Annotated in this window: 24 protein-coding genes and 1 pseudogene; 22 read left to right on the plus strand and 3 right to left on the minus strand. The window is 52.3% G+C overall.

Going from position 1 to position 25,571, the window contains the following annotated elements:
- Positions 1 to 131: 131 nt before the first annotated feature.
- Together EJL04_RS11930 and EJL04_RS11935 are read right to left on the minus strand one after the other, a co-directional pair.
- Positions 132 to 1,307 carry a hypothetical protein gene (locus EJL04_RS11930; protein WP_125105071.1) on the minus strand — a complete coding sequence of 392 codons (1,176 nt, stop codon included), beginning with the start codon at positions 1,305 to 1,307 and terminating at the stop codon, positions 132 to 134.
- Between the two features lie 883 nt (positions 1,308 to 2,190).
- Complete coding sequence (locus EJL04_RS11935; protein ID WP_125105072.1) at positions 2,191 to 2,973, minus strand: Cof-type HAD-IIB family hydrolase; 783 nt, start codon at positions 2,971 to 2,973, stop codon at positions 2,191 to 2,193.
- A 747-nt stretch (positions 2,974 to 3,720) separates the two neighbouring features.
- Between EJL04_RS11935 and EJL04_RS11940 the strand changes: the two genes are divergently transcribed.
- The 4 genes from EJL04_RS11940 to EJL04_RS11955 all read left to right on the plus strand — a co-directional run bounded on the left by EJL04_RS11940 (position 3,721) and on the right by EJL04_RS11955 (position 8,441).
- The gene (locus EJL04_RS11940) at positions 3,721 to 4,431 is read left to right on the plus strand and encodes a DNA alkylation repair protein (protein WP_420899304.1); all 711 of its coding nucleotides are present in this window, start codon (positions 3,721 to 3,723) and stop codon (positions 4,429 to 4,431) included.
- Between the two features lie 294 nt (positions 4,432 to 4,725).
- Positions 4,726 to 5,886: a pectate lyase gene (gene pelA / locus EJL04_RS11945; RefSeq protein WP_125105074.1), complete on the plus strand. Its 1,161-nt coding sequence runs from the start codon at positions 4,726 to 4,728 to the stop codon at positions 5,884 to 5,886.
- Complete coding sequence (locus tag EJL04_RS16400; RefSeq protein WP_164511760.1) at positions 5,886 to 6,617, plus strand: GYF domain-containing protein; 732 nt, start codon at positions 5,886 to 5,888, stop codon at positions 6,615 to 6,617. The genes pelA and EJL04_RS16400 overlap by 1 nt, the downstream gene beginning before the upstream one ends.
- Positions 6,618 to 6,944: 327 nt before the next feature.
- Positions 6,945 to 8,441, plus strand: coding sequence for a tyrosine-type recombinase/integrase (locus EJL04_RS11955; protein WP_087330307.1), 1,497 nt, complete (start codon positions 6,945 to 6,947; stop codon positions 8,439 to 8,441).
- A gap of 113 nt (positions 8,442 to 8,554) precedes the next feature.
- Here EJL04_RS11955 and EJL04_RS11960 read toward each other — a convergent pair whose 3' ends face one another.
- Complete coding sequence (locus tag EJL04_RS11960) at positions 8,555 to 8,767, minus strand: hypothetical protein (protein WP_087330395.1); 213 nt, start codon at positions 8,765 to 8,767, stop codon at positions 8,555 to 8,557.
- Positions 8,768 to 9,608: 841 nt separating this feature from the next.
- Between EJL04_RS11960 and EJL04_RS11965 the strand changes: the two genes are divergently transcribed.
- The 18 genes and pseudogenes from EJL04_RS11965 (at position 9,609) to EJL04_RS12050 (ending at position 25,543) form a co-directional block, all read left to right on the plus strand.
- Positions 9,609 to 9,995, plus strand: coding sequence for a plasmid mobilization protein (locus tag EJL04_RS11965; RefSeq protein WP_125105075.1), 387 nt, complete (start codon positions 9,609 to 9,611; stop codon positions 9,993 to 9,995).
- A 38-nt stretch (positions 9,996 to 10,033) separates the two neighbouring features.
- A complete protein-coding gene (locus tag EJL04_RS11970) occupies positions 10,034 to 11,593 on the plus strand; it encodes a relaxase/mobilization nuclease domain-containing protein (RefSeq protein ID WP_125105076.1) in 1,560 nt (519 codons plus the stop codon).
- A 182-nt stretch (positions 11,594 to 11,775) separates the two neighbouring features.
- Entirely contained in the window at positions 11,776 to 12,486 is a 711-nt protein-coding gene (locus tag EJL04_RS11975; RefSeq protein ID WP_125105077.1) for a ParA family protein, read from the plus strand.
- Between the two features lie 10 nt (positions 12,487 to 12,496).
- Positions 12,497 to 12,859 carry a hypothetical protein gene (locus EJL04_RS11980; protein WP_125105078.1) on the plus strand — a complete coding sequence of 121 codons (363 nt, stop codon included), beginning with the start codon at positions 12,497 to 12,499 and terminating at the stop codon, positions 12,857 to 12,859.
- Positions 12,852 to 13,439 carry a MarR family transcriptional regulator gene (locus EJL04_RS11985; RefSeq protein WP_172774792.1) on the plus strand — a complete coding sequence of 196 codons (588 nt, stop codon included), beginning with the start codon at positions 12,852 to 12,854 and terminating at the stop codon, positions 13,437 to 13,439. Before EJL04_RS11980 ends, EJL04_RS11985 begins: the two co-directional genes overlap by 8 nt.
- A gap of 2 nt (positions 13,440 to 13,441) precedes the next feature.
- Complete coding sequence (locus EJL04_RS11990; RefSeq protein ID WP_125105079.1) at positions 13,442 to 13,834, plus strand: hypothetical protein; 393 nt, start codon at positions 13,442 to 13,444, stop codon at positions 13,832 to 13,834.
- Positions 13,835 to 13,902: 68 nt separating this feature from the next.
- Positions 13,903 to 14,184 (plus strand): DUF4134 family protein, encoded by a 282-nt coding sequence (locus EJL04_RS11995; protein ID WP_125105080.1) that lies wholly within the window; start codon positions 13,903 to 13,905, stop codon positions 14,182 to 14,184.
- A 519-nt stretch (positions 14,185 to 14,703) separates the two neighbouring features.
- A complete protein-coding gene (locus EJL04_RS12000) occupies positions 14,704 to 16,527 on the plus strand; it encodes a reverse transcriptase/maturase family protein (protein WP_125105081.1) in 1,824 nt (607 codons plus the stop codon).
- A 98-nt stretch (positions 16,528 to 16,625) separates the two neighbouring features.
- Positions 16,626 to 16,742 (plus strand): annotated as a pseudogene (locus EJL04_RS16835) (DUF4134 family protein); the annotation flags it as partial.
- Positions 16,743 to 16,746: 4 nt separating this feature from the next.
- Complete coding sequence (locus tag EJL04_RS12010) at positions 16,747 to 17,046, plus strand: DUF4133 domain-containing protein (protein WP_125105082.1); 300 nt, start codon at positions 16,747 to 16,749, stop codon at positions 17,044 to 17,046.
- A gap of 37 nt (positions 17,047 to 17,083) precedes the next feature.
- Positions 17,084 to 19,924, plus strand: a complete 2,841-nt coding sequence (locus EJL04_RS12015) for a TraG family conjugative transposon ATPase (protein ID WP_125105083.1) — start codon at positions 17,084 to 17,086, stop codon at positions 19,922 to 19,924.
- Positions 19,912 to 20,652: a hypothetical protein gene (locus EJL04_RS12020; protein WP_125105084.1), complete on the plus strand. Its 741-nt coding sequence runs from the start codon at positions 19,912 to 19,914 to the stop codon at positions 20,650 to 20,652. The genes EJL04_RS12015 and EJL04_RS12020 overlap by 13 nt, the downstream gene beginning before the upstream one ends.
- A gap of 74 nt (positions 20,653 to 20,726) precedes the next feature.
- Positions 20,727 to 21,392: a hypothetical protein gene (locus EJL04_RS12025; RefSeq protein ID WP_125105360.1), complete on the plus strand. Its 666-nt coding sequence runs from the start codon at positions 20,727 to 20,729 to the stop codon at positions 21,390 to 21,392.
- Complete coding sequence (locus tag EJL04_RS12030; protein ID WP_125105085.1) at positions 21,382 to 22,059, plus strand: DUF5045 domain-containing protein; 678 nt, start codon at positions 21,382 to 21,384, stop codon at positions 22,057 to 22,059. Before EJL04_RS12025 ends, EJL04_RS12030 begins: the two co-directional genes overlap by 11 nt.
- A gap of 36 nt (positions 22,060 to 22,095) precedes the next feature.
- Positions 22,096 to 23,214 (plus strand): TraJ family protein, encoded by a 1,119-nt coding sequence (locus EJL04_RS12035; RefSeq protein WP_087330327.1) that lies wholly within the window; start codon positions 22,096 to 22,098, stop codon positions 23,212 to 23,214.
- Between the two features lie 20 nt (positions 23,215 to 23,234).
- Positions 23,235 to 23,831 (plus strand): conjugative transposon protein TraK, encoded by a 597-nt coding sequence (traK, locus tag EJL04_RS12040; RefSeq protein ID WP_087330330.1) that lies wholly within the window; start codon positions 23,235 to 23,237, stop codon positions 23,829 to 23,831.
- 13 nt (positions 23,832 to 23,844) lie between these two features.
- Entirely contained in the window at positions 23,845 to 24,336 is a 492-nt protein-coding gene (locus tag EJL04_RS12045; protein ID WP_125105086.1) for a hypothetical protein, read from the plus strand.
- The gene (locus EJL04_RS12050; protein ID WP_125105087.1) at positions 24,329 to 25,543 is read left to right on the plus strand and encodes a conjugative transposon protein TraM; all 1,215 of its coding nucleotides are present in this window, start codon (positions 24,329 to 24,331) and stop codon (positions 25,541 to 25,543) included. Before EJL04_RS12045 ends, EJL04_RS12050 begins: the two co-directional genes overlap by 8 nt.
- Positions 25,544 to 25,571: the final 28 nt, after the last annotated feature.

Consider the following 25,571-nt stretch of genomic DNA (forward strand, 5'->3'; position numbering starts at 1 on the left):
TGACTGGTTGCCTGACTCCGGGCGGCATGCATGGTGGCTGCCCGTATATTTGCCGCTGCGGACATAAATAAAGCCCGGAGCCAGAGAGTCTGACGCCGGGCAATGAAGCGCTCTTCACAAAAAATAATGTCCTATTTCATAATTTTTATTGCCTTGCTTGTTCCGTCGGCATACTTGCTTACCATGATGCTTACGCCCTGGGCTGCATTGCTGATGCGGCGGCCTGAGAGGTCGAAGTATTCTGTTGCTACGACATCCTTGTTGCTGTTTTCAACATTGCTGATGGCTGTTGTAGACTTGCCTGTTATGGTCATGTTTTTGCAAGATCCGCTGAAATAGTATCCTTCATCATTCTGGCTGTCGCCGGGATAGTAGAAGTAGTCAGTCAGTTCTATTCCGCTCTCAGATGTGTAAGAGTCGCTCGAGCTGCTGTATGTGAACTTGCAGTTGTCAACAAAGTCTGTTGCTGTTCCGAAGAGCAGTGCATTGTCGTCGCTTGCCACTCCGTAAGAAGAAACGATGAGGTCGTCGCCTTCAAACGTTCCCATCAACCATGCCTCAGGATATTCGGGCAGGAGGCTCTTTATATAGCAAATATCGCCAAGGTTTACTATGTCGACAGTTGCAGATTTGCTGTTTCCGTAGTAGTCGTTGTATGTATATTTGTGTGAAACGGCTTCTGGGAAGAGTTCTGCCGGATAATAGTAGAAAGATGTGCAGTAGGTGTACAGCTGAGTCTGGCTGCCGTTGGTGAGGAATGCTGCGAGATATTCGCCTTCAGCAGAGTAGTAGATGCCGCTCTCAGAGTCGAGTGTCAGTTTGAAGTTGCTGCTTGTTGAAGGTTCGCCTGTCTCAGCGTCCATGTAACATACATACAGAGACAGTCCGTCTTCGTTGTATATCTCCTGGTTGTTCTCTATGGTTATCTCCTTTGTGCTCTCGTTGTATGTACCTTTAAGATATATGCCTTCGCCCACAATAGTGCTAAGGAACATGTTTGGTATGCTTACCGTGCCGTCATTGCCGAACACGATGTCATTTTTTACGTGCAGTCTCTGCATCAGGCCTACCTGAGTTACTGACTCGCCGTAGTCTGCATAGTATGATTTGGTTGTTCCTTCAGGTGCGGCCTGTGCCTTCACCTTGTTTGTGCTGTTTGCTTTTTTCAGGTTAACGCGGTTGGAGGTCTCAAATTTCATGCTGTTTTCAGCTTTCAGTCCGTTCAGTCTGGTTGCCTTTAGCATTGGTGTCTGTGCAAATGTGTTCATTGAGAACAGTGTAAATGCAATAAGTAAAAGTTTCTTCATAAGCTAACTTTTAGTCGGTTAAACATTATAAGTTGATGTTGTATTTCTCTTCAAAAGTAATATTTTTTATCTTAAATGAGATTAAAATTGAAATATTTTTTTAGTTTTATGTTATCATAATTGATTTATATCAATCGGAAAATACGAAAAGTTACAGATTGTAAGTCTTTGCGCTGCTTTGTTTGCCCTTTGTTATTTAATAAGTGTAAAGTTGCGTCTTTTATGTTATGTACGTGCGCCTGTGCGTTACTTTTCTTATGGGCGCCGCGCGCGTATGTGCATGCGCCTGTTTCTGCCTGTGCGCGCGTGTGCAGCTGTCTTGTTCGTATGCGTGCGCACGGCCGTGTTTGTAGGGCTTCCGTCGTTGCCGTTATGCCGGCTTTGGGCATCGGGATATGGGCTGGAAGATGGTAAAAACTCAGGACAAAATTATTTTCCGTTCTGGAAAATCAAAATATAACGGATGTTAAAATACGGTTTTCAAATATATTCTTTTATTAACATCGGTTAGCTTTTGTGTGCGTTGTGTGTCTTAAAACCGGTATTTTCAGACGCCAAAAGGGCGCTTTTCATGGTGCCGGAGCACCGCTTTCGGTGCCTAAACCTATCGTTTTTGCATCGCAAACGGCACAGTAATGTTTTTTAACACGGCCGACCGAGTATCCGTTTTGATGTAAATGCCTGAATGTCAGATGTTTGTCGAAAATGCTGATTTTTCGGCTTTTTCGCGCCAAACGGCCGTGGCGCCACGGCTGTGGCCATTCTGAGAGCGTCAAGCGTCATGTCTTTTGTCATAAAAGTTTACAAAAGTCTGTCTCCCCGTGCAGCGTGTCCTGCCTGTAGGTCTTCCGCCGCCGGCAGGGGCATATGCGCCCCCGTGGCGTCAGATTATGCCGAAATGGCGCAGCGCCTTGCTCACGCCGTCGTTGTCAACATGGTCGGTAACGTATGATGCCAGCGCCTTCACGTCGTCTATGGCGTTGCCCATGGCCACGCCTATGCCCGCCGCGCAGATTATCGACTTGTCGTTGCCGCCGTCGCCGAAGGCCATAGTCTCGCTGATGTCCATGCCCAGGTGTTCGGCCATGCGCTGCAGCGCCTTGCCCTTGTCGGCCCCGCGCGCCGTTACGTCGGCAAATGCCGGATACCATCTTGCGGCTATGCAGTGGGGCAGCTGCGGCATGACGAGCTTCTCCTGCTGCTCGTCTATGATGGGCGTAAGCTGCAGTATGGGCTGGCTTAGCACCGTGTCGAGACTGATGTCCTCGCCCAGATCGTTGACGTTGAGCAGCTGTCGGAACACCTTGTCAACCATCTCGTCGGGATGATACACCGTGAGGTCTTTCGCCCCAACCACCATCGTGGCAAAGTTCATCTCGTCTGCCAGCCGTATCAGCGTGCGCGCGTCCTCGAGCGGAATGTCTACGCAGCTCACCACCTTGTCGCCTATGAAGCTGTAGGCGCCGTTAGTGGTTATATATCCGTCTATCAGATGTTCTATGGCGTGCAGGTTGTTGATCAGTTTCACCGGCCGTCCGGTAGATATATACACGCCCACGCCGTTTCTCTTTGCCTGTTCGAGTGCGTCAACCGTTGATTGTGGTATCTCGTGTGTGTTGAAGCTCACGAGTGTTCCGTCTATGTCAAAAAATAAAGCCTTAATCATACTCTTTTCCTGAAATTATCTTTATTGAGTGCAAAGATAGTGCAAGCCGAGTGCACTGCAAAATGAAAAACATAGTTTTTTAAGTTTGCAGTGCCGAGGCGCTGCCTATATTATTTAAAGATAGTGCAAGCCGAGTGCACTGCAAAATGAAAAACATAGTTTTTTAAGTTTGCAGTGCCGAGGCGCTGCCTATATTATTTAAAGATAGTGCAAGCCGAGTGCACTGCAAAATGAAAGACACAGTTTTTTAAGTTTGCATTGTTGAGGCGAAGCCTATATTATTTAAAGATAGTGCAAGCCGAGTGCACTGCAAAATGAAAAACGTAGTTTTTTAATTTTGCATTGTTGAGGCGAAGCCTGTTTTATATAATATAAGAAGTATGAATTTCGGATCGAAGATCCTTATACTCTATGCTGTCGGATTTTTCGCTTTGCTCAACAACTCGTGCAAATCCGACAGAACAATAGCCTTGCAAAATGATAACGCTATTTGTGGCTATATGTAAATCTACAGTATGAAAAACAAAGACTGATGTAAGCTGTATTTGGTTTCATATAAAACATATTTGCGATGCGAAAAAACAAGACTAATGTTCTGTCGGATTTGCAATCCGACAGCATAGAATATAAGGATCTGTGATCCGCAACTCATACCGCTTAACCAATGAAAATAAAAAATAATATGCATTCATTTTGCCATGCACTCGGCTTGCACTATCTTTGCCGTAATAAACAAAGGTAATGAATATGGGAAAGACCGAATATGAGATAATAACCGGAGAGATGACGGCGCTGCGTGACGACGCACAGAGCGAGCAGCTGCAGCACTTCTTCAAGACTGGCGAAGGCGAATATGGACATGGCGACAAGTTCTTGGGCATTAAGGTGCCTGCGACTCGAAGCGTGGCAAAGCGGCACAAGACGGCTGACAACGACACGTTAAGGCGGCTCATGCAGTCGGAATGGCACGAGATAAGGCTCTGCGCGCTGCTCATAATGGTTGAGAAGATGAAGAAGGCCGACGACGGAGCGCGCCGCGAACTTACCGACATGTATCTCTCTGTTACAGACCGCATAAACAACTGGGACCTCGTAGACCTCAGTGCGCCGCATATCGTGGGGAGCTATCTGCTCGACAAGCCGCGCGACCTGCTCTACACCCTTGCCGGCAGCCCCCTGCTATGGGACAACCGCATAGCCATGGTGGCCACCTATGCCTTCATAAAGCAGGGCGACCTCGACGACACCTATGACCTCGCATTGCGCTTCATCAGTCATCCGCATGAGCTTATGCACAAGGCCACGGGCTGGATGCTGCGCGAGGCAGGCAAGCGCGACATGGGCAGACTGAGAGCCTTCGTCATGGAGCATCATGCACAGATGCCGCGCACCATGCTGCGCTATGCCATCGAGAAGTTTCCCGAAGACGAGCGCAAGATGATACTCAGAATGAAGTGAGCCTTAACCCCCTATAGGCTGTTATGCTTTCGGGCTGAAAGCATCAATGCGCAAAATAGATAAAGCTGTGTGCGGTATGATGACCGTCAGGGTAGATAAGGCAGGCCGCACGCAACGCCAGACAGGCAGATGAACACGGGGCAGACGGCTAATTTGGGTTAAAATGCAAAGTAATGACTAAACCTTTTCAGTCTGCGTGCATCTAAATAAAATGAATGCCGTCAGGTTTGCTGACAAACATGAGGCAACGACTAACTATTTACAAACAACAAACGTTACATTTATACCTAAATTATGAAAAAAGGATTCATCGTGATGGCTCTTGCCGCTACATTCGCACTTACCGCCGTAACGCCGGCTGAGGGCCAGACAAAGAAAACAAGTCAGACTAAAACAGACAAGAAAGACAACAAGCAGAAAACCTATAAGACGTGGACGTCGTGGGCTGCACATCTCGAGCCTGAGTTCTTCACTACGGCCGAGGCAGTGCGCATAGGCGACAACGTGCTGCTGTATCAGCAGAACACGGGCGGATGGCCGAAGAACATCGACATGGCCAGGAACATGACCGACGCCGACAAGAAGAAGGCAGAGGCCGACAAGAGCATTGCCAAGTACAGCACGATAGACAACCGCGCCACCTCTACCGAGATAATCTACCTGTCGAAGCTGTATAACGCCACGGGCACAGAGAAGTATAAGGACGCCGTGCTCAGGGGCATGCAGTATCTCTTTGATGCACAGTATGACAACGGCGGCTGGCCGCAGTTTTATCCCTACAACAAGAAGTATCACACGCACATCACATATAACGACGACGCCATGATCAACGTGATGAAGATCATGCGCGACGCAAGTCTGGGCAAGGCTCCATTCGCCTTCTTCCCCGACAGCGTAAAGATGAAGGCCAAGACGGCTCTCGACAATGGCATCAGCTGCATACTGAAAACGCAGTATGTGCAGAACGGCAAGCCCACGGTGTGGTGTGCGCAGCACGACGAGAAGACCCTGCTGCCCGCCAACGCACGCGCCTTCGAGCTGGCGTCGCTCAGCGGACAGGAGTCTGACGACATCGTGCTCTTCCTCATGTCGCTGTCAAAGCCCTCGCCCGAGGTGGTCAACTGTATTGAGGCAGCCGTGGAGTGGTTCCGCCAGAACGAGATAGACGGATACAAGATAGAGAACTTCAAGAACAGCGACGGCAAGAAAGACTGGCGCCTGGTGAAGTGTGCCGAGGGCGAGGTGTCGAAGCCTCTGTGGGCACGCTTCTATACGCTCGAGGACAACCGCCCATTCTTCTGCGACCGCGATGGCGTGATGAAGTTCGACGTCAGCGAGATAGGCCACGAGCGTCGCACAGGCTACAGCTGGTACAACTCTGAGGCTCTTAAGGTGTTTAAGAAGTATGAGCAGTGGAGCAAGAAATACGGAAAGAACAAGACGGAGGGTAACTGATGAGATATTTTATTTATGCAGACAACCGGCAGCAGGGGCCTTTCTCCGTAAGCGAACTTATGGAGCGCGGCCTCTCTTCGGAGACTCTTGTGTGGGCCGAGGGCATGGAGCAGTGGACTCCGGCCTGGCAGGTGAGGGAACTTAAGGACGCCATGGAGGGCAAGGCGCAGCCCGGCCCCGTGCCTCCGCCCCTGCCGTTTGAGCCGTCGGCACGTGCAGAGAGCGCTTCAGGTCAGGCTGACGGCGGACGCGACGACCGCACAGGCGCATCCGGCAGCGCGGCATATTCGGCCGGGCAGGGCGGAGTCAGCGTCACGTCGGGCATGGCCGATGCTGCCGAAGAGATAATATATGAGCCTCGCCGCAGGCACATCGGCGGCCGCGTGGCAGGCATAGTGGTGGCCGTTGTCATAGCCTTTGCGCTCACCGTAACCTGTCCTACGCGCGAACAGCACTGCGAAGCCGTGGCAGGCGAGATAAGCGCGGCCATAAGCCAGAGCAACGGCGCGTCGGGCTTCTGGGGCATGTTCAGCAACATATTTGCCTCGGGCGTGGTCAACATGGCCGTAAGCCAGTTTCTGGATGTAGACAACTATTATCTCTTCTCCATAGGTACAATCAACATCGAGGGCAAGTCGAGAGCCGTGTCGTTCGGCATTCTCAACCACGTGTTCACCTTCGACAACGACTATATCAGGGAGGCTCTCAACGAGGAGCGCATGGCCGAGTGATGCCTTCTGCTCATTCTTTTTGTGTGGATTGACGTCTGAATAGTGTTTCAAGATGTCACATTGCAGCGGCGCAGGCTGCGATAGAGGATACTCTCTAAGACTGGAAGCCCTCAGGCAGAATAGCAATTAAGATTTGTATCAGGCTGTAATCTACCGATTTACGCGGTAATTACAGCCTGAGTTGCGTTAAGACAGTTCGTGCAGTTGACATCAAAAAATGAGCCAAATGAGCGTATTTGTTTTACTCTATGTTTACCCCAAAAATCATCATGTTTACCCCTGTTTACCCCAAAGAATTTCTTGTATTTATCTAAAAAGGAAATAGGTATGACAACATTTAAAGCAACGGTAAAAAAGCCGAGAAGCGATGGCTTTTACACAGTTTACATCAGGATTACGCACCAGCGCAAATCCAGTTATATTAAAACAAATAAAATTGTAGACGCTGCTCATATTACGAAAGGTGGTGATCTCACTGACCCTGTTGTAAATGAGTATTGCGCTATGCTCATCAGGCAATATACGGACCGCTTGAACCGCGTGAATGCGACTTGTTGGGAAATAAAGGAAGTAATAGAGTTCTTGTTGAAAGACGATGAAGAAGCGTGCTTCAGCGATTACGCGCGAAAGTTCATAGACAGGATGGAAGCGGATGGACACGAACGCAATGCAAAGAATTACAGACTTGCGGTAAACCATTTAGAACGCTTCATGGGGACAACCCGACTTCTGTTTAGCAACTTGTCATCTTCTGCAATAAATCTTTGGATAGAGAGTCTGTCAAAAACAAACCGAGCCAAAGAAATGTACCCTACATGTGTACGACAAATTTTCAAAAAAGCTATAGTCGAGCTAAATGATGAAGAGCGTGGTGTTATACGCATAAAGTTCAATCCTTGGCTTAAAGTGGCAATTCCCAAATCTGACAATACAATGAAACGTGCCATCAGTGCGGAAGCCTGCCGTGAGTTCTTCAACCGTCCTCTTCCAAAAACAAAGATGCTGTCTCCCCTTCCGGAACTTGGCCGGGATGTAGCACTTCTATCACTGTGTATCGGCGGTATCAACACCGTTGACCTTTACGAACTCAAAAAGAAGGATTACAACAATGGCATTATCGGCTATAAAAGGGCAAAGACACGTCACAGCCGCAGAGACGAGGCATATATGGAAATGAGAATAGAGCCATTTATCCAAGAGACCTTTAATAAGTATCTCTCCAAAGATGAGGATGATGAGTACCTGTTCGTATTCCACAGCCGTTACAGCAATTCCGACAGTTTCAATGCTAACGTAAATATCGGAATACGCAAGATATGCGCCGACATGGGCATGAAAAAGGAGGACTACTACTGCTATTATACGTTCAGGCATACGTGGGCAACCATTGCCCAAAACGATTGTGATGCAAACCTTTATGAAGTTGCATTTGGCATGAATCACAGTCATGGGTTCAATGTAACAAGAGGCTACTTAAAACTGGACTTTACTCCTGCGTGGGAACTTAATGCCAAGATTATTGATTTCATTTTCTTCAGCAATAAGAAGAGTAAACAAGGCAAAGCTCGTGACCTTGAAGCTCCAGAGGAAAAACTTTTCCGCATTTCAAAAAAGATGATGATATACGGACGCGCTTATTTCAAAGGAGATGTTGTTGGTGAACTAACAGATATCGGTTTTAGTAACGTTGACGAAGTTATCTCCGAACTAGTCAAACAGCTACCCAAAGATATTCCTATCGGTTGTACAGTCCAGTTCAGACTTAAAAATTGTGATAGTCAAAGAGAGGTTGTCTATGAAAGAAGCAAAGGCAAAGGATTTTAGCCTGCTTGTCAGTTAGGTAAACACCTGACATGAGGGAAGAACACCTTTCCGCCCGACTACAACACGAAGCCGTACCTGCCCGTCCGAGACAGGTCGGCTTTGCTGCTTCACCCTTATCTTGAATCCGGCGGACGGTTGACACAACACCGCCCCAGGAAGATGCCGACCAACAGCAGTAATCCCTTCCATACAAGGACGCACACCTTCTTCAACAACCATCCGGCAAGCCGCAGCACGTTCCTTACCAGCCATAACACCAACCGCCACAACAGCGAAAGTATGATGATGACAGGCACCAGGTATATTATCAGTAACAGTTCAAACATATACTCAAATTTAAGTGAAACCATAAGCCATACGAGGCTATTTTCCACCATAAATATACTAAAAATCAGCGAGATATGAAAATATTCCGGCAACTTTATCCTGACAAAATCATTGATTGACAAACGATTGCCCATTGTGCTTCCATATCAAGATAGCTTTATACATATCGTTTGGAATATACTGGTGACAAGTGTCTGTATTTCCAAAATCCGAAATCATCAGGTGCAAAAAACTAGTTTTCTCAGGTCTGATGAGTGACTATAAAGTAATGTCAAGGTCGTCTTAGCCTTGGTCGGCCATTACATTACTACATTATTGCATCATGTTGAAATATCCAAGCTCATTACCAATCTGAAAAATCTGATGCCTGTGCTTCCTTTTCCCTCTTGTTATCGAACAAACGGATAATGATTCTAATAATTCACGAATAGATGAACTAATATAACCGGACACTTGAAACCAAAGTAAGCCCCATTTCGCACCTTGGATTACAAGATAACTGGATGACCCGATACTCACAGACCGAGGAAAATCCTATTCGATACACCCGGCAATCGGATGCTCTCGATATCCCGGTCAAAATGATATGTTCCTTGAAGAATAGTGTTGTGCATTTTGTACGGAAGCCCCTTTTCACGGTAATTTTGGCGCAAGAAAGAACCCGGGATGACATTGCCCTGCGTTGCAGGATTTTCTAAGCAAGTTGTACTTTTGTGGCCACAAAACTCCGTTTGTTCTCCCAAAAAGTGACTTGCCGGATGCCATGCACCGGAGCGGCACCGCCGCTGTTTCGCCCTGCGAAATAAGGTAAGACAATCCCGGTTGCAAACAAACCGGAACATGAAGGAACATAGGAACAAGTACATCAAGGTAAGGATGACCCCGGAAGAAGTCCGGGCGTTCAAGGAGAAATCGGCCGGGTACAAGACCGTAAGCCATTACGTGCGCAAGGCACTCGAAGAGTATTCAAACGTAAGCGTCAGGCGGCAGCTTGAACTCATGCAGGAACTCGGTTCGTTCTACCGAAGATACCAAAGTGAACTGTCTCATATCGGTGGAAATCTCAATCAGGCAGTAAAGCGTGCCAACGAGCTGACGGTTGCCGGGTTGCTGCCGCCAAGCTATATCCAAGAAGTCCTGTTGCCGGTCATCCGGGACACACAGAACATAGTCAACGGGATAAAGAGGCAGCTTGACACCCTCACACAGAGAATAGGCAGACCTTAGGACAACATATACATTAACCCAGATAACTCCACCCCAAGATGATAGCGACCATATTACCCGGAAGCGCGGACTTTCATGCCGTGGGTTACAACGAGCACAAGGTGTCGAAAGGGCTTGCCCGGCTCATCGAGATGCGGAACTTCGGGACGGTCGGCCTGGCAGACAGACCCACTACAGAAGAACTTACCGGCTATCTTAAAAAATACAGTTCCACCAATAACCGCATCCGAAAACCCCAATTCCATGTGGCCGTCAGCTGCAAAGGCCGTGAGATGACGGAATCCGAGCTGCTGGACTTCGCGCACCGTTACCTCAAGGAAATGGGATATGCCGAACCCGGACAACCGTGGCTCATCTACGCCCACCATGACACCGACAACACCCACCTGCACATCATCACCTCACGGGTCGCCCCCGACGGCAGGAAGATAGCACACAGCCACGAGCGCAGGCGTTCCCAGGAAGTCATAGACCGTATTCTTGGCACGGACAGGCAGAAGAAGACCGCCGACGACATTGAAGCGGCCAGGCAATATACCTTTTCTTCTTTTGCCCAGTTTAAGGCAATAATGGTTTCTATGGGATATGAGGTATATCAGAAAGAAGGGATAGTATTCATCAAGCATGGCGGCAAGGTGCAGCGGCAAATTCCGCTGGCCGAAGTCGAGCGGCTTTTCAAAAGCGGCTACAGGGAACGCGCCCGTTGCCGCCAGCTGCGGAGCATCTTCAAAAAATACCGGGACGTGAGCGGCAGCAAAGAAGAGTTGCAGAAAGAGCTGAAAGAAAAGTTCGGCATCAGTCTCGTTTTCTTCGGCAGGAAAGACGTTCCCTACGGCTACATGATTGTCGACCACGCCCACCGCACCGTCATCAACGGGGCGAGGGTGCTGGCCACGGAAGAACTGCTGGACTTCGCCACCCCGGAGCAACGCTTCGCACGCATAGAGGACTACATAGACCGGCTGCTCACCCTCAATCCGAAAATCACACAGGGCGAGATTTTCCAGAAGCTGAGAAAACAGCGTGCCTATATCAAGAAAGGTGTCATCCACTTCGACGGGCAGACACGCCCGTTAAAGCCGTTCATGGCGGAAGCCATCGACCGGAACAACCGCATCCGTATCATTGAGATGTTCCACCCGGTTACCGAAGCCGAGCGCGACCTGCTCTGCAAAATCTTCAAGGTGAGCCGCCCCGACCTGGTGGAATTGTCAGGCGGCAGGCCGCAATCCCACACGGATGCCGTCAGCCGCCTGCATGAAATCTTCAATGACGAGAACGTCTTTTCCGTGCGGAACGCCCTTCATGAGGAAGGCTTCATCATCCGGAAGGAAGCGGGCGCGGCATACGCCGTCAACTTCGACAGGCACATCGTGATAGACCTTGCGGCGGAAGGGCTTGACACGGAACGGTTGAAGCCCCGGCCACGAAAACAGCAGCCCCGGCAGATACATTCCACTGGAAACGGAGGAAAGAAGATGCACCTACATGGACTGAAGGATTCCGGTGCCGGAAGCCATGCCGAAAAGCGTGAGTGGGAAGTCGGAAGTAAGGGCGGCTACGACGACATTGACGACGGGCGCAACCTCAAACGGTAGCCCAGGAGGGGAAAACGGAGACTCCCTTTTGTCACATTTTTAGCCGCATAGGCCATTCTTTTGCTTGTTATGTTACCCTAAACACTTCGGTCAGACAGACCGGAAACACAAAAGTGTTGTGCATTTCGTCACCGTCCTTTCCGGTGCATACTTTTGCACCGAACCAAACGACCGTGGACAAAATGATACAGACACCCGTCATCGTGACATTCGCCAACCAGAAAGGGGGAGTCGGCAAGACGACCCTCTGCGTCACCTTCGCCAACTACCTTGTGACGAAAGGTGTGCGTGCCGTGGTCATCGACTGCGATTTCCAGCATTCCATCCTGAAGTGCCGCAAGGCCGACATCAAGAAATACGGCGAGGAAGCCGTACCTTACGACGTGCTGGCCTACGAGGCCAACGACAAGCAGGCCATGACCGCGCTCATGGAGAAGCTGCACAACGACCCCAGCATAGACGTGGTGCTCATGGACTCGCCCGGCAGCCTGAAGGCGGAGGGGCTGATACCCATGTTCGTCAACTCGGACATCATCGTCGTGCCGTTCCATTACGACCTGGTGACCGTCCCCTCCACCGCGAGCTTCCTCCTGTTCATCGACCGCCTGCGCAAGGCCGTGGGCGGACGGATGAAAGCCCGGCTCTTCATCGTCCCCAACCTCCATGACGGACGGGTGGGCAAACGCTCCGAGCTGGAACTGTGGGAGAACACGGGGAAGACCTTCGCCAACTACGGGCTGGTGACGGACAAGATTCCCAAGCGGGCCGACATGGAACGCTTCAGTACGGTGGCGGAACTGGACATGCAAGCCGCAATCGTAAGCCCGGTATTCGACAGGATATACGCCGGAATCTTCGGCGACGACAGCCCCAAAGACATAAACCATCAATGACTATAGCGTAATGAACAAGGAATTACAAATAGACGACCTCACCAGAGGCATCAATGACGACGAATCTGCATTCAAGGGAGAAGGACAAGCGGAGCAAGGCACCGCACATCCCGGCGACAAGTGCTGGCAGGACTTCATGGCCTACCTTGAAGCGCCGACGGACGGGAACGGCAAGGCAGACCGTCTGGTATGCAAACTCGACCGCGACCTGGCCGACTCGCTTGACGACTGCGACATCCGTGGCCGCTGCCGTTCCGACCTCGTGAACGCCATCGTCCGCTCGTTCTTCGAGAACCACCTTTTCCGGCTGGCGCAATACCGCCGCGAGAAGAAATCATTGTTCAACAACTATAACCCCGAATCCCATGCGTAGAATCAACTGGACAGAAGCCATGCTCTCCCGGCTTGCCGAGCTTTACCCCGTGGAGACCACTGCACATACTGCTTATATGCTCCAGATAGGCGTGACGGCCGTGAAGGAGAAAGCTCGCGAACTCGGACTGGAGAAGCTGGTCAAGAGCCGGTGGCTGGAACGTGCCGGACACATCAGCCGCCACTTCGACAACCGCTCCTACGCCGAGATGGCCTGCGACCTGGGCATCAGCCGCACCACAGTCAGCCGCATGGCACGCAAGCTGGAGCTGAGCCGGAGCAAGGAAATGGGTTACGCGATGTCGTCCCGTGTTCGCCGCGAGATGGTCCGCCGCGAACGGCGCAGGGCAATCTTCGGGCTTGACCCCCTCACACGCCTCAAGGTCATCTCACACCGCGCCAAGGTCAGGATACGCTCCCGGCTGAAAGCCAAGGGCTACATTACCGGCGTACACCGGAACATACTGTACTTCACCGAAGCCACATGCCGGAAAGCCCGGCTGGAAGCCAAAGCCGCCAGGCTCGGACTGGCCTTCCAGCCTTTTCCCGGAGACAACACACCATTATCCAATGCCATATAGCCATGCAGTACGGACAAATCGTTTTTATCCTTTTCGTGGCAATGGCCTGCTATTACGTCTTCCTCATCTTCACGGACATAAGGACAGCGCAGGCGGCTCAGAACGCGGAAAAGGAGAACCATACGGAAGAAGAGATAGACATATCGGACGAGGCAAAGAGCTTCCGCCCGACCAGAGTCAGCAGGGATGAGGAAAAGAAGGAAGAGGCGGTTGGCAACGGGCAATCCGAACCGGACTCACCCCAAGAAAAAGGCTTCCGCCGTCCCGGTTACCGTGAGGCCGTCATGACCGACGGCATCCTTGTGGACGACCTCATCCACGAAATCGACAGGCTGGCGGAAAGCGGCACCAGCGACCTCGGCCTGGTCATATACACCTGCGAGAACGCAAGGTGAGAATCACACGTTCCTTTAGCGACCCCTGTTCCTTCGGCGATGAAACAACCATTTAACGAATTAAAGAAATGCAGGAATTAAAGAGAAGATGCCTACGCGCATTCGTCCGTTTCAAGCAGTCCGCGTTCGCCCGGAAGGGCGCGCTCGCCCTCGTGGCACTCACCCTCGCCGCCGGCGACGTCATGGCTGGCAGCAAGGGGGCGGCGGGCTTCACCAAGGCCACCCAGGAAGTAAGCTCCTACCAGACACCCGTCTCCAACCTCATGAAAGCCATTGCGGCGGTCATCGTGCTGGTAGGCGCTTTTAACGTTTATTTTAAGATGCGTGCGTCCGTAATGGATATGTGCTAAATTCCTCATTAGCAAGAGGATGGGTTAGAGTTCGATGACCCACTTCCACCCGACTTACCTGGCGAGGAAACTTCAAGGGGAACGTAGCACGTCGGGAAAGCGATAAGTTGACTAACTGCTAAGTCACGACTGAATCGCAAGGAAGAAAGACAGACATAAGGATAAAGTCTGGATTGATTGAACGATAGTCTCGCGACCATCGAAGTAGTTACGGCGGAAGGCAGTTACAAACGCCGTATTGTGGTGCACTGCTTCCCTGCATTTGGAGTAAGTGCAAGAACCTCGCCACAACGCAGCCGCAATAAGCGGAAAGAGACGAAAGTCGTATCCGATAGTCTGTCATGCCAATAGTTGGCACATATCTAAACGGAGATTGTCTAAGTCGGAATGCCGAAAGGCTATAGAGGTAGGCTCTTGAATATCCGATATGACAACGGAATCCTCGTAGTAGTCCGAGCAAGGGAAAGCCTTGTACATGGCGAAGGGGGATAGTTATTAACTTAATACAAATAAAGGAAGATGAGTGATTCATCAAAAAGAAATCCCGAAGGAGTATTAAAAACTCTCATGGAACACAGCAATGTTTCGGGCTACAAGTTCGAACGGCTGTATCGTAATCTATTCAATGAACGGCTGTTCTTCGTTGCCTATCAACGCATCTATGCGAAGCAGGGCAACATGACACCCGGCACAGATGGCAAAACCATCGACCAAATGAGCATTCAGCGAATAGAGCGTGTCATTGCAAGTCTCAGAGATGAGACTTATCAACCGAATCCTGCACGGAGGGTGTACATCCCAAAGAAAAACGGAAAGAAACGTCCGTTGGGCATACCCTCGTTTGAGGACAAATTGGTGCAAGAGGTAGTAAGGATGCTGCTGGAAGCAATGTACGAGGGCTGGTTTGAATGGACCTCTCACGGTTTCCGCCCCAACCGCAGCTGCCACACCGCACTAACACAGATTCAGAAAACGTTCTCGGGTGCAAAGTGGTTTATAGAGGGAGACATAAAGGGCTTCTTCGACAACATAGACCATAATGTGCTGATTGGCATACTGCGCAAGCGTATCGCAGATGAACGTTTCCTACGTCTGATAAGAAAGTTTCTCAAAGCAGGCTATCTGGAAGATTGGAAGTACTTCAACACGTACTCGGGAACACCACAAGGAGGTATCATCAGCCCGATTTTGGCGAATATCTACCTTGATGAGTTCGACAAGTACATGAAAGAATACTGCGAGATTTTCCGTAAAGGGAAGCAAAGGCACGTCAACAACGAATACTTCCGTCTGAACACTCGCAGGGGCTTGCTGAAAAAGAAAATGGAATCAGAAACAGATGAAGTAAAGAAAGCTGAACTTGTGCGATTATACAATGATATGCACAAACGAATGCTTTCAATACCCGTAAAGGATGCTATGGACAAGAATTACAGAAGGATGCAGTACGTAAGATATGCTGATGATTTTCTTATCGGAATCATCGGCAGTAAGGCGGAATGCGAAGAAGTGAAAGCGAATATCGCCCGATATATGAGTGAAAAGCTGAAACTTGAACTCTCGGACAAGAAAACACTCATCACCCATGCGCAGGACAAGGCCAAATTCTTAGGGTACGAGGTTTCTGTAAGAAAATCCGAAGCGAAGAAGAGAACCAAGAAAGGCTATCTTTCAAGGGTCTTCAATGGAGCGGTTGTCCTATCTGTTAACATCGAGACCGCAAGACGGAAGCTCTCCGACTATGGCGCACTGAAAATAGAGCGACCCAATGGTAAGGATTGCTGGAGGTCTGCGGCAAGAGAATACATGATAGGTATGAAGCCCGAAGACATTCTCGCCCAATTCAATGGCGAAATCAGAGGGTTTTATAACTACTTCTCTATCGCTCACAATACATCCTCGGTCTGTTCCAATTTCGGCTACATTATGGAGTGGAGTCTGTACAAGACCCTTGGGCAGAAACTCAACCTATCGTCTATGCAGGTAAAGGCAAAATACCGCAAGGATAAAGATTTTGTCATACCATACAAAGACAGCAAGGGCAGAGAGAAGTACAGAATCCTCTACAATGGCGGTTTCAAACGTAAAGCACCGCAGGACAACGAGGCATACGACTGTATGCCCCAGCGTCTCGCCATCCCTTACCCCAGTCTTGCAGAAAGACTGATGGAGGGACACTGCGAACTATGCGGTAACGAGGGGCGGATGCTCATGCACCATGTCCGAAACCTCAACTTGCTCAAAGGTGAATTGAAGTCGGAAGCACTGATGCTCAAACAGCATAGAAAGACCCTCGTTGTATGTGAGAATTGTAATGCGTTGATTCAAAAAGGTGTATTATGAGAGCGATGTTAATAATGGAGAGCCGTATACATGGAGACGTGTACGTACGGTTCGGGGGCAGACACTATGAAACGTGCCGCAGCAATGCGGTAACGCGCGTGGTGTCGAGCCTACAGAACGGCGACCAGGATGTCAAGAAGACCATCATGCTGACCATCGGCGGATGTATCGCATTCATCGCATTGTCAGAGGCTCTGCCGCTTTTCTTCACGTAAGGCCATGGAAGAGGACAAGAACAGTCAGGACGGCTTCCCCGTGTTCAAGGGACTCCAGAAACCGCTGGAGTTCATGGGCATCCGGGGCCGTTTCCTCACGCTGGCGGCGGTGGCCATAGGCGTGTCCTTCGTGGGGTTCATCGCCTTTTCCATCGTCCTGGGGAAACTCGCCGGGTTCGTCGCCATGCTGGTGATGGCCGCCGCAGGGCTGGCCACCATCTTCGTGAAGCAGCGCGGCGGACTGCACAACAAGAAACGGGCGAAGGGAATCTACGTCTATAAGAACATCCGGAAAACGGATTAAAGAGAATTGAAGAACTGATAAAAACAGAAAGCATCCTATGGCACAGAACAGGAAACGGGCATTCGAGGGGCTTTACGCCCAGCTGGAAGAGACGGACGGCCATGCCGTCCTCTTCTCCGCCAGGGGCGAGCCTTCGGTCATATTCGAGACGGCCAACCCCGTGCAGCAGCTATGCACGGACGCGGAGCAGTACCTGCGCTTCCAAGACGTGCTCTCCAACCTCGTACAGACACTCGGCGAGGGCTACGCCCTGCAGAAGCAGGACATCTTCTGCAGACAGGCCTACCACCACGACGTGCCGGAGGATGCGGAGTTCCTGACGCGGAGCTACTTCCGCTACTTCGAGGGAAGGGAGTTCACCGAGATACGCACCTACCTTGTCATCACGCAGGAGGCGCAGCGCGGCCAGTTCGTGCAGTACGACCCGAAGAAGTGGGCGGAGTTCCATTCCAAGGTGGCCAAGGCGGAGGACATCCTGAGCGAGAGGCACATCCGCCACAGGCGGCTGACAAGGGACGAGGTGGACGAATACTGCCACCGCTTCATGGCCTTCCGCTTCCGCCACGCCCCGTTCTCCATGAGCAACTTCAAGGCTTCGGACGAGTACCTGAAGGTGGGCGGCCGCGTGGTGCGCTCCTATCCGCTGGTGGACATCGACGAGATAAACCTGCCCTCACGCATCAGGCCCTACACGCAGGCCAGCGTCAACGGCTACGGCATCGCCACAGACCTTTTCTCGTTTCTGACAAGCGTTCCCCATGCGGATTGCGTGGTGTACAACCAGGTGGTGCAGATACCCGGACAGCGCAAGCTGCTCCGCAAGCTCCAGGCCAAGGCCAAGCGTCACGGCTCCATGCCCGACCCGAGCAACCGGATAGCCAAGGCAGACATCGAGGAGGTCTTGGAAAAGCTTGCCGTGGACAGTTCGCTGCTGGTCTACGCCAACTTCAACATCCTGGTGAGCTGCCCGGCGGACAAGGTAACGCCCGTCACTTCCTACCTGGAAACCAAGCTGTACGGGTGCGGCATCATGCCCTCGCGCACGGCCTACAACCAGCTGGAGCTGTTCACCGACAGCTTCCCCGGCAATGCCTACGCCTTCAATCCCGACTACGACCTGTTCCTTACCCTGTCGGACGCCGCCCTGTGCTTCTTCTTCAAGGAACACCTGAAGGAATCGGAGGACACGCCCCTGACCACGTACTACACCGACCGGCAGGGGCTGCCCGTCTGCATCGACATCACGGGCAAGGAGGGCAAGGTGAAGATGACCGACAACGCCAACTTCTTCTGTATCGGGCCAAGCGGAAGCGGCAAGTCGTTTCATATGAACTCAGTCGTCCGCCAGTTGTTGGAACAGCAGACGGATGTGGTCATGGTGGACACGGGCGACTCCTACGAGGGCATCTGTGGCTACTACGGCGGCACGTACATCTCCTATTCCAAGGAGAAACCTATCTCCATGAACCCCTTCAAGGTCACGGCGGAGGAATACAGGCTGAACTTCGGCGAGAAGAAAAACTTCCTCAAATCGCTGGTGTTTCTCATATTCAAGGGCAGCGCATTTCCGAGCAAGATAGAGGACATGATAGTCAACCAAACCCTCGTGGAGTATTACGATGCCTATTTCCATCCTTTCGAGAAATTCACGGAGAAGCAGCGTGCGGAGTTGCGGCAGAAGCTACTTGTAGACGCCAAGATGGATGACGATTACGAGAAGTACAACCATGAGATGGAAGATATTGACCGCCTGATAAACGCCAAGGATTCGCCGGAGGTGCCGGAAAGCCGCGCCCTGCTGCTCCCCTCGGAAGTTAGGCGCATGAAGCTCGTCCGCCAGTGCCGTTCGCTTATGGTCCTCATGCGCGACAAGGCCGCCTCGGAGTCCGAAAGGGAACACGCCGCACATATCGTGGAGAAATACCGCAAGGAGCTGTACGAGAATACCATGCTTGTCAAGATTGACAGGCAGATAGACCGCATGGAGGAGCAGAAACGGCGGATGAAGGTCAGGGAACTTTCCTTCAACTCCTACTACGAGTTCGCCGTGGAGCGCATCCCGCAAATCACTTCCCTGGAGAAAATAACATTCGACATACACAACTTCGCAGCCATCCTCAAGCAGTTCTACCGGGGCGGCGAGCTGGAGACGACGCTGAACGCCGACCTGGATGTTGACCTCTTCAACGAGTGTTTCATCGTATTCGAAATCGACAAGATAAAAGATGACCCTGTACTTTTCCCCATCGTGGTGCTCATCATCATGGACGTGTTCCTCCAGAAAATGCGCATCAAGAAAGGGCGCAAGGCCCTGATAATCGAAGAGGCGTGGAAGGCCATCGCCTCGCCCACGATGGCGGAGTACATCAAGTACCTGTACAAGACCGTCCGCAAGTTCCACGGCATCGCCGGGGTGGTCACGCAGGAGCTGAACGACGTGATAGACTCGCCCATCGTGAAGGAGGCCATCATTAATAATTCCGATGTGAAGATACTGCTTGACCAGTCCAAGTTCAAGGACAGGTACGAACAGATAGCCGCCATACTGGGGCTGACCCCCGTTCAGCGTCAGCAGATATTCACCATCAACGCGCTTGACAACCACGAGGGGCGCAGCTACTTCAAGGAGGTGTGGATATGCCGGGGACAGCATTCCGACGTCTACGGCGTGGAGGAAGCCCCCGAATGTTACTGGGCCTACACCACCGAGCGGACGGAAAAAGAGGCGTTGAAAACATACCTGCGGCACTACGGCACGGTGCAGGAGGCCATCACGCGCATCGAGGCCGACCGTAAAAAAGCGGGCAGCCCCAAGTACCTGGAGTTCGCCAGACAAGTCAACCAACATCAAAAAGTAATGTCATTATGGGAAAGCTGAAAAACATATTGTTAGGAACATTCCTGTTTGCCGCGTCCGCCCCCACGTTTGCCGGATGGCGCATCGTCATAGACCGTAACTGCATCGCAACGGTGGGCGCCAACCTGGCCTCGCAGAAGCTCATCGAGGGGCAGCACAACCAACGGCTGGACTCCATCGCCTCCAAGAAGCAGAAGGTGGAACTCTACACCGTGAGCATGGCCACCATCAAGGAGCTGTACAAGCTCTCGATGGAAAACATCTCCGGTTTCGGTACGGAGAGTCTTTACTACAAGGAAATCGGAAGTTGCGCCTTCGATATCCTCAAAGACGTGCCGGAACTTATTGAAACGGTGGGCAGGGCGAAGTTTACGAACAAGCTGCTTTGCCTCAATGAACTCGGCAACCTCGTAGCCGAGACCCAACAACTGGTGGGCGACTTCGTGAACATCGTGAACAACGCCAGGGTGCAGAACCCGCTCAAAGGGGAAGCCACGGCGGAGAGGAAAAGCGACGGGTACAACCTGCTCGACCGCTACGAGCGGCTGACCCTGGCCAATCGCATATATACTGACCTTACGAAGATACGCTACAAGGTGGAGGGAATGATGCTCATGGCACAGTATGCCACAGCGGACGACCTCTTCTTTGCCATCGACCCGGAGGGCTGGGCAAACGTGGTGACCATGAAGAACCGTGTCGGTAGCCTTGTCCAGTCATGGAACGGGTTTGTAGCTTCCAATTACTGAACCAGACAACAAGAGCCATGGACTATAATATAAAAGGTATAGGAAATTACAGGGCGTTTTTTGTTGCCGCCTTTATGGCAATCGCCGTCCTGTCGCTTCCCGTCAGGGTATCGGCCGGAGTCATCCCCAAAGACCTCCCGACCATCGAGGCCCTGATTGCCTTGCACAAGGCCGTCAAGAAGGACGAGGACAAGGCCATGCAGCGTGTGGCCGCCAGCTTCGGCGAGCAGTCGCTCCTCACCAAGGGGGCCGGCAAGTTCAACGACGTGCGCACCACCCTGAACACCAAGCTGGACAATGCCCATTCCTACTTAGTGCTGGCAGGCGCCATCTCTTCCACGGCCAACGCGCTGTACCGGTTGGTGAAGGAATACAAGGACTTCACCTCCAACACGTTCGGCCATGTCAGCAAGAAGCCCTTCGTGGCGTGGTACTATGCCGACGCCAACCTGGCCATATCGAGGGAAGTGAAGCACTGCTACAAGCTTTATGCGTCGGTGGCCGCTTCCGGCATCAACCTGATGAAGGCTTCCATGGACGAGAAGCTGAACCTGGTGATGACGCTGAAAACCACCATCGACAGGGCGAGGTACATCATCGACAACGCGAACTTGTACTGCTACCTCATTACCGACTGCGGATGGAAGCCGGATTACATCTGGGAGATACTGAACTCCGAGGTCAAGGACGAGATAGCGAAAACGATAATAGACAAATGGAACAAAGGATATGAAAGTTAAAGAGGCCATATTATTGCTGTGTGTAGTCTTCGCCCCGGTTGTGGCGGAAGCACAAGTGCCCGTCCGTGACAACGAGAAGAAGAAACAGTGGCAGTCCATGGAGAACGGGCCGTGGGACTTCGCGCCCGACTGGTACTATTATTTCCTGCACAAGGGTTACTCCGGCGCGGAAATGTATTGGAAATGGGCGGGCTTCAAGTCCGGCTTCCGTGTCCGCTTCAAGGAATCCAAGTCGAACATCAAACGCATCATGCCCACACGGGTCATATCCGAGGAGACCCAGCGGCAGAAGCTGGAGAAGGTGGAGGAAGAACGCAAATATGTGGAAGAGCTGTACAAGGAGGAGCTTGTCCGGGAGGCCGACCGCGCCGTTGACCTGGTCTATCCGGCCTACAAGGACGAGTTCAACCGGATGCAGGACTGCATCACCGACGGCCTGCTCTATTGCATGACGAAAAGCGGCGGAAAGTTGAAGCCGCAGGTAGACGAACTGGGCAGGCAGAATGAAATCCTTTGCTCAGATATTGCCTATATCCGCAAGACGGGCGTGGGCTACGGACTGGAGAACGCCAAGCGGCAGCAAGCCTACGAAGAAGCCAAAGGAAAGATGGAGGCACTCGTGAAACAGACCGCCAACCTCTGCGCCGTGGCCGCCACACATTATTAGAATTAAAATGTATTACATGAAGATAAGAATACGATTATGCAACTGTCTGCTGTTTTATTGACCATAGGCCTTCCGGCCATCGACGAGAGCCTGGACAAGCTCCTTGTCGCCATGGAGACGTTCCCCAACGTGGCCGTGCTGGGCGACGCGGTGGGACTGGCCCGTATCATCGGGCTGCTGCTCGCCCTCTGCGTGGGTTCCTACGAGTGCTGGATGATGATGCTCGGACGGCGCGGCATGGACGTGATGAAGCTCCTCCGCATCGTCGGCATCTCCATCTGCATCTCTTCCTCCTCGTGGATATGTGACGCCCTGCAGGTGCCCGGCAAGGGACTTGAAAGCGCGAGCAAGGCGATGGCGCAGGCCAAGAACAAGGAGGTGGCCGCCTTCGAGCTGAAGGTGGCTCAAAAACAAAGCGAGTACCTTGACCGGCTGCGCACCGTACAGGATTCCATCGCAACCGCGCAGCAGGTGGCCGCCATCGGACAGGACGCCGCATGGTGGGACAAACTCATCTACAACGTGGAGAACCTTGGCAACACCATCAACAACTACGCCCAACGGGCGGTGGTGGCCACGGAGACCAAGGTCAGCGAATGGATAAACGATGTCATCCGCTTCGTGGGAGAGCTGATTTTCCAGATGTCCTACTACGGCATCCTCGTGGCGCAGCGCATCTTCATGGCCATCATGATGATATTCTGCCCCATCATGTTCGCCCTGTCCCTCGCCCCGCCGTGGAACTCGGCGTGGAGCCAGTGGATGTCCAAGTTCCTTTCCCTCTCGCTGTGGGGCTTCGTGACCTACATGTGCCTGTACTACGTTGACTTCATCCTGCTTTACAACCTGCAACAGGATTTGGTGGCCTACGACCACCTGCTTCACGGTTCGGTCAATTCGTGGTCGCAGATAGGCGCATTGGGGCTGCAGGGCATCGGCTCCAACTGCATGTACGCCATGGGAATGCTGGTCGGCGCGTACATTATACGTTTCGTCCCGGAAGTGGCCTCGTGGCTCATCCCCGGCGGCGTAAGTTCGGGCGCGGCCACGGCGGCAGGCTCCACGGCGACGGGCATCGCTTCCATGGCAGGAGGTGCGGCCGGTTCGGTGGCCGGGGGCGCGGTTTCCATGGTCAAGCCCAAATCAGGAAGATAAAATCATAAAAATAAAGAAATATGCTCATAGAATCACTGGCACAGAAAACAAGGCTCGCCATGGTGACGGTGCTGGCCACCATAGGCGGATGCGCCGTCATCTGCGGCTTCACCGTATGGTGCTGCATCTCCCTCGTAAACAAGGAAAGGGAGCAGATATACATATTGGACGGCGACATCCCGTTCCTCGCCGAGCGCGCGCAGCTGGAGGCTAATTTCACGATGGAGGCCCAGGCGCACATCCAGCTCTTCCATCAGTATTTCTTCAACCTGCCGCCCGACAACGACTACATCAAGTGGACGCTCGGCAAGGCCATGTACATGGCGGACGGCACGGCGTTGAAGCAAAAGCAGGCGATGGACGAGAACGGCTTTTATTCCGACATCATCTCCTCGTCGGCGGTCTGCACCGTCATGTGCGATTCCATCGACTTCGACGAACAGGAACGGAAGTTCACCTACTACGGTACGCAGCTCATCAAGCGGCGCACCCGTGACCTGAAGCGTTCTTTGGTCACGACCGGATATGTCGAGTCCGTGCCAAGGACGCGGAACAATCCCCACGGATTGCTGATTACCAACTGGAGGACGCTCGAAAACAAGGATTTGGACTACTAAATGTAATTTGGATATGAGAATCAGAAAGAAACTTCGGGAAAGCAGGCTAAGGACGCACCTGCAAATCCGCACATGGCTGCAGCCCAAATTGGGCAAGGCCGGGGAAAGGCTCCGCTTGGTCGGTCGCATCCGTCTGGCGAACATCTGGGCCCGGAAGCATCCGAAAAGGACTTTTGCCTGTGTTACGGGAACATTGTCGCTCTTGCTGGTATGCTCCCTTATCATGAACAATAGCAAGCCGGACGAGACGGACAACGCACACGGCATCGGCGTCATTGCCAATATGGAACCCTTGTTCCAAGGCTTCCGCACCATACAGTCGAACAAAGGCCTGCACCGTGCCACGATACAGGAGCTGGTGGACAGCGGACGGGCCATCCGACGGGAACTTGACTCCCTGATAGCCATGCCTCGGAAAACGCACGGTGACTCCCTGCGGATTGTCAGGCAGTACAGGCGGCTGGAGAACATTGTAAAATTCATCAATAACGGAGAACATGATTAAAGTCAATTTCAAACAACCCAAGTACATCTTCCCGGCCGTCATCTTCATACCGCTGTGCGCCCTGGTGTATTTCGTGATGCAGACCTTCGGGGGAGGCGGAGAGCCGGAACAGGCCGTGGCCACTGACCGCATCAACACGGAACTACCCGAAGCACACGCAGAGGAAGCAGGGGACAAGATGTACGAGATGTCGCGCCGCTTCGGCGACGAGGACGCCTTTACCGCCGTGGGCGGCATCGGCGAGGAAAAGGAGGAGAAAGAGGAGCCGGGACACGGCTACAGCGAGGAGGAACTGGACGGACTGGACGCAGCGGAAGCAGAGCGCATCCGTAGGCAGCAGGAAATGGAGGAACTGGAACGCTCGCTGGCGGAGTCCAGGCGGCACATCAATTCATACGCCTATGGCAACAATGCACCTTCGGACCGTCCGTCTGATGGAAGCAGTGGCATGGGCTACACTTCGCAGGACGACTTCGCCCGTGACCTGGAGGAAATCCAGCGCCGCAGCTACGAGAGGCAGAAGGCCATCGGGCGCGGCCTTGGGTTCGGCGACCCGGAAGCGGAAGAGGCGGCCAAAAGGCAGCGTGCAGACTCATTGGCGAAAGTCCGCAAGGAAGAGGCGGAACGAAACCGGCCGAACCTTGTCATCAAGTCTGCCGACACCAATGCGGACAAGTTCCATACGGTGGCCGCTCCCGACGGTGCGGCGGAAGCCAGGCTGATACGCGCCATGATAGACCAGACCACCAAGGCCAAGGAAGGCACGCGCCTGCGCTTCAAGCTGCTTGACGATGTGACGGTGAGCGGCACAAAGTTGAGGAAAGGCACTTACCTCTACGGCACGGTGACGGGATTCTCCAGCCAGCGAGTGAAGGCTACCATCACCAGCATACTTGCCGGGGACAAGTTCATCAAGGTCAAGCTGTCCGTATTCGACAACGACGGCATGGAGGGCTTCTACGTGCCCGAATCCTCGTTCCGCGATTTCGTGAAGGACGCGGGTTCCAACGTGGTGCAGCAGGACATCAACATAGAGTCCGACGGCGGCTACGGCTCAGGAATATCCGGCGAGGCCGTTGCATTGCAGGCCCTGCAGAACATGTACAACTCCGCCACATCCGCCCTGTCGTCCAACATACGGAAGAACAAGGCGAAAATCAAGTACAACACCATCGTCTACCTCATCAACTCGGACGATGCAAGGTAAACATGATTTGAAAACAAATACATACTTA

This window comes from Prevotella marseillensis, from assembly GCF_900625065.1.
GTDB lineage: Bacteria > Bacteroidota > Bacteroidia > Bacteroidales > Bacteroidaceae > Prevotella > Prevotella rara.

Bases quoted from the DNA above. Each gene is read 5' to 3' on its own strand.
- EJL04_RS11930 (WP_125105071.1), bottom strand. From the start codon at position 1,307: ATGAAGAAACTTTTACTTATTGCATTTACACTGTTCTCAATGAACACA.
- EJL04_RS11935 (WP_125105072.1), bottom strand. From the start codon at position 2,973: ATGATTAAGGCTTTATTTTTTGACATAGACGGAACACTCGTGAGCTTC.
- EJL04_RS11940 (WP_420899304.1), top strand. From the start codon at position 3,721: ATGGGAAAGACCGAATATGAGATAATAACCGGAGAGATGACGGCGCTG.
- pelA (WP_125105074.1), top strand. From the start codon at position 4,726: ATGAAAAAAGGATTCATCGTGATGGCTCTTGCCGCTACATTCGCACTT.
- EJL04_RS16400 (WP_164511760.1), top strand. From the start codon at position 5,886: ATGAGATATTTTATTTATGCAGACAACCGGCAGCAGGGGCCTTTCTCC.
- EJL04_RS11955 (WP_087330307.1), top strand. From the start codon at position 6,945: ATGACAACATTTAAAGCAACGGTAAAAAAGCCGAGAAGCGATGGCTTT.
- EJL04_RS11960 (WP_087330395.1), bottom strand. From the start codon at position 8,767: ATGTTTGAACTGTTACTGATAATATACCTGGTGCCTGTCATCATCATA.
- EJL04_RS11965 (WP_125105075.1), top strand. From the start codon at position 9,609: ATGAAGGAACATAGGAACAAGTACATCAAGGTAAGGATGACCCCGGAA.
- EJL04_RS11970 (WP_125105076.1), top strand. From the start codon at position 10,034: ATGATAGCGACCATATTACCCGGAAGCGCGGACTTTCATGCCGTGGGT.
- EJL04_RS11975 (WP_125105077.1), top strand. From the start codon at position 11,776: ATGATACAGACACCCGTCATCGTGACATTCGCCAACCAGAAAGGGGGA.
- EJL04_RS11980 (WP_125105078.1), top strand. From the start codon at position 12,497: ATGAACAAGGAATTACAAATAGACGACCTCACCAGAGGCATCAATGAC.
- EJL04_RS11985 (WP_172774792.1), top strand. From the start codon at position 12,852: ATGCGTAGAATCAACTGGACAGAAGCCATGCTCTCCCGGCTTGCCGAG.
- EJL04_RS11990 (WP_125105079.1), top strand. From the start codon at position 13,442: ATGCAGTACGGACAAATCGTTTTTATCCTTTTCGTGGCAATGGCCTGC.
- EJL04_RS11995 (WP_125105080.1), top strand. From the start codon at position 13,903: ATGCAGGAATTAAAGAGAAGATGCCTACGCGCATTCGTCCGTTTCAAG.
- EJL04_RS12000 (WP_125105081.1), top strand. From the start codon at position 14,704: ATGAGTGATTCATCAAAAAGAAATCCCGAAGGAGTATTAAAAACTCTC.
- EJL04_RS12010 (WP_125105082.1), top strand. From the start codon at position 16,747: ATGGAAGAGGACAAGAACAGTCAGGACGGCTTCCCCGTGTTCAAGGGA.
- EJL04_RS12015 (WP_125105083.1), top strand. From the start codon at position 17,084: ATGGCACAGAACAGGAAACGGGCATTCGAGGGGCTTTACGCCCAGCTG.
- EJL04_RS12020 (WP_125105084.1), top strand. From the start codon at position 19,912: ATGGGAAAGCTGAAAAACATATTGTTAGGAACATTCCTGTTTGCCGCG.
- EJL04_RS12025 (WP_125105360.1), top strand. From the start codon at position 20,727: ATGGCAATCGCCGTCCTGTCGCTTCCCGTCAGGGTATCGGCCGGAGTC.
- EJL04_RS12030 (WP_125105085.1), top strand. From the start codon at position 21,382: ATGAAAGTTAAAGAGGCCATATTATTGCTGTGTGTAGTCTTCGCCCCG.
- EJL04_RS12035 (WP_087330327.1), top strand. From the start codon at position 22,096: ATGCAACTGTCTGCTGTTTTATTGACCATAGGCCTTCCGGCCATCGAC.
- traK (WP_087330330.1), top strand. From the start codon at position 23,235: ATGCTCATAGAATCACTGGCACAGAAAACAAGGCTCGCCATGGTGACG.
- EJL04_RS12045 (WP_125105086.1), top strand. From the start codon at position 23,845: ATGAGAATCAGAAAGAAACTTCGGGAAAGCAGGCTAAGGACGCACCTG.
- EJL04_RS12050 (WP_125105087.1), top strand. From the start codon at position 24,329: ATGATTAAAGTCAATTTCAAACAACCCAAGTACATCTTCCCGGCCGTC.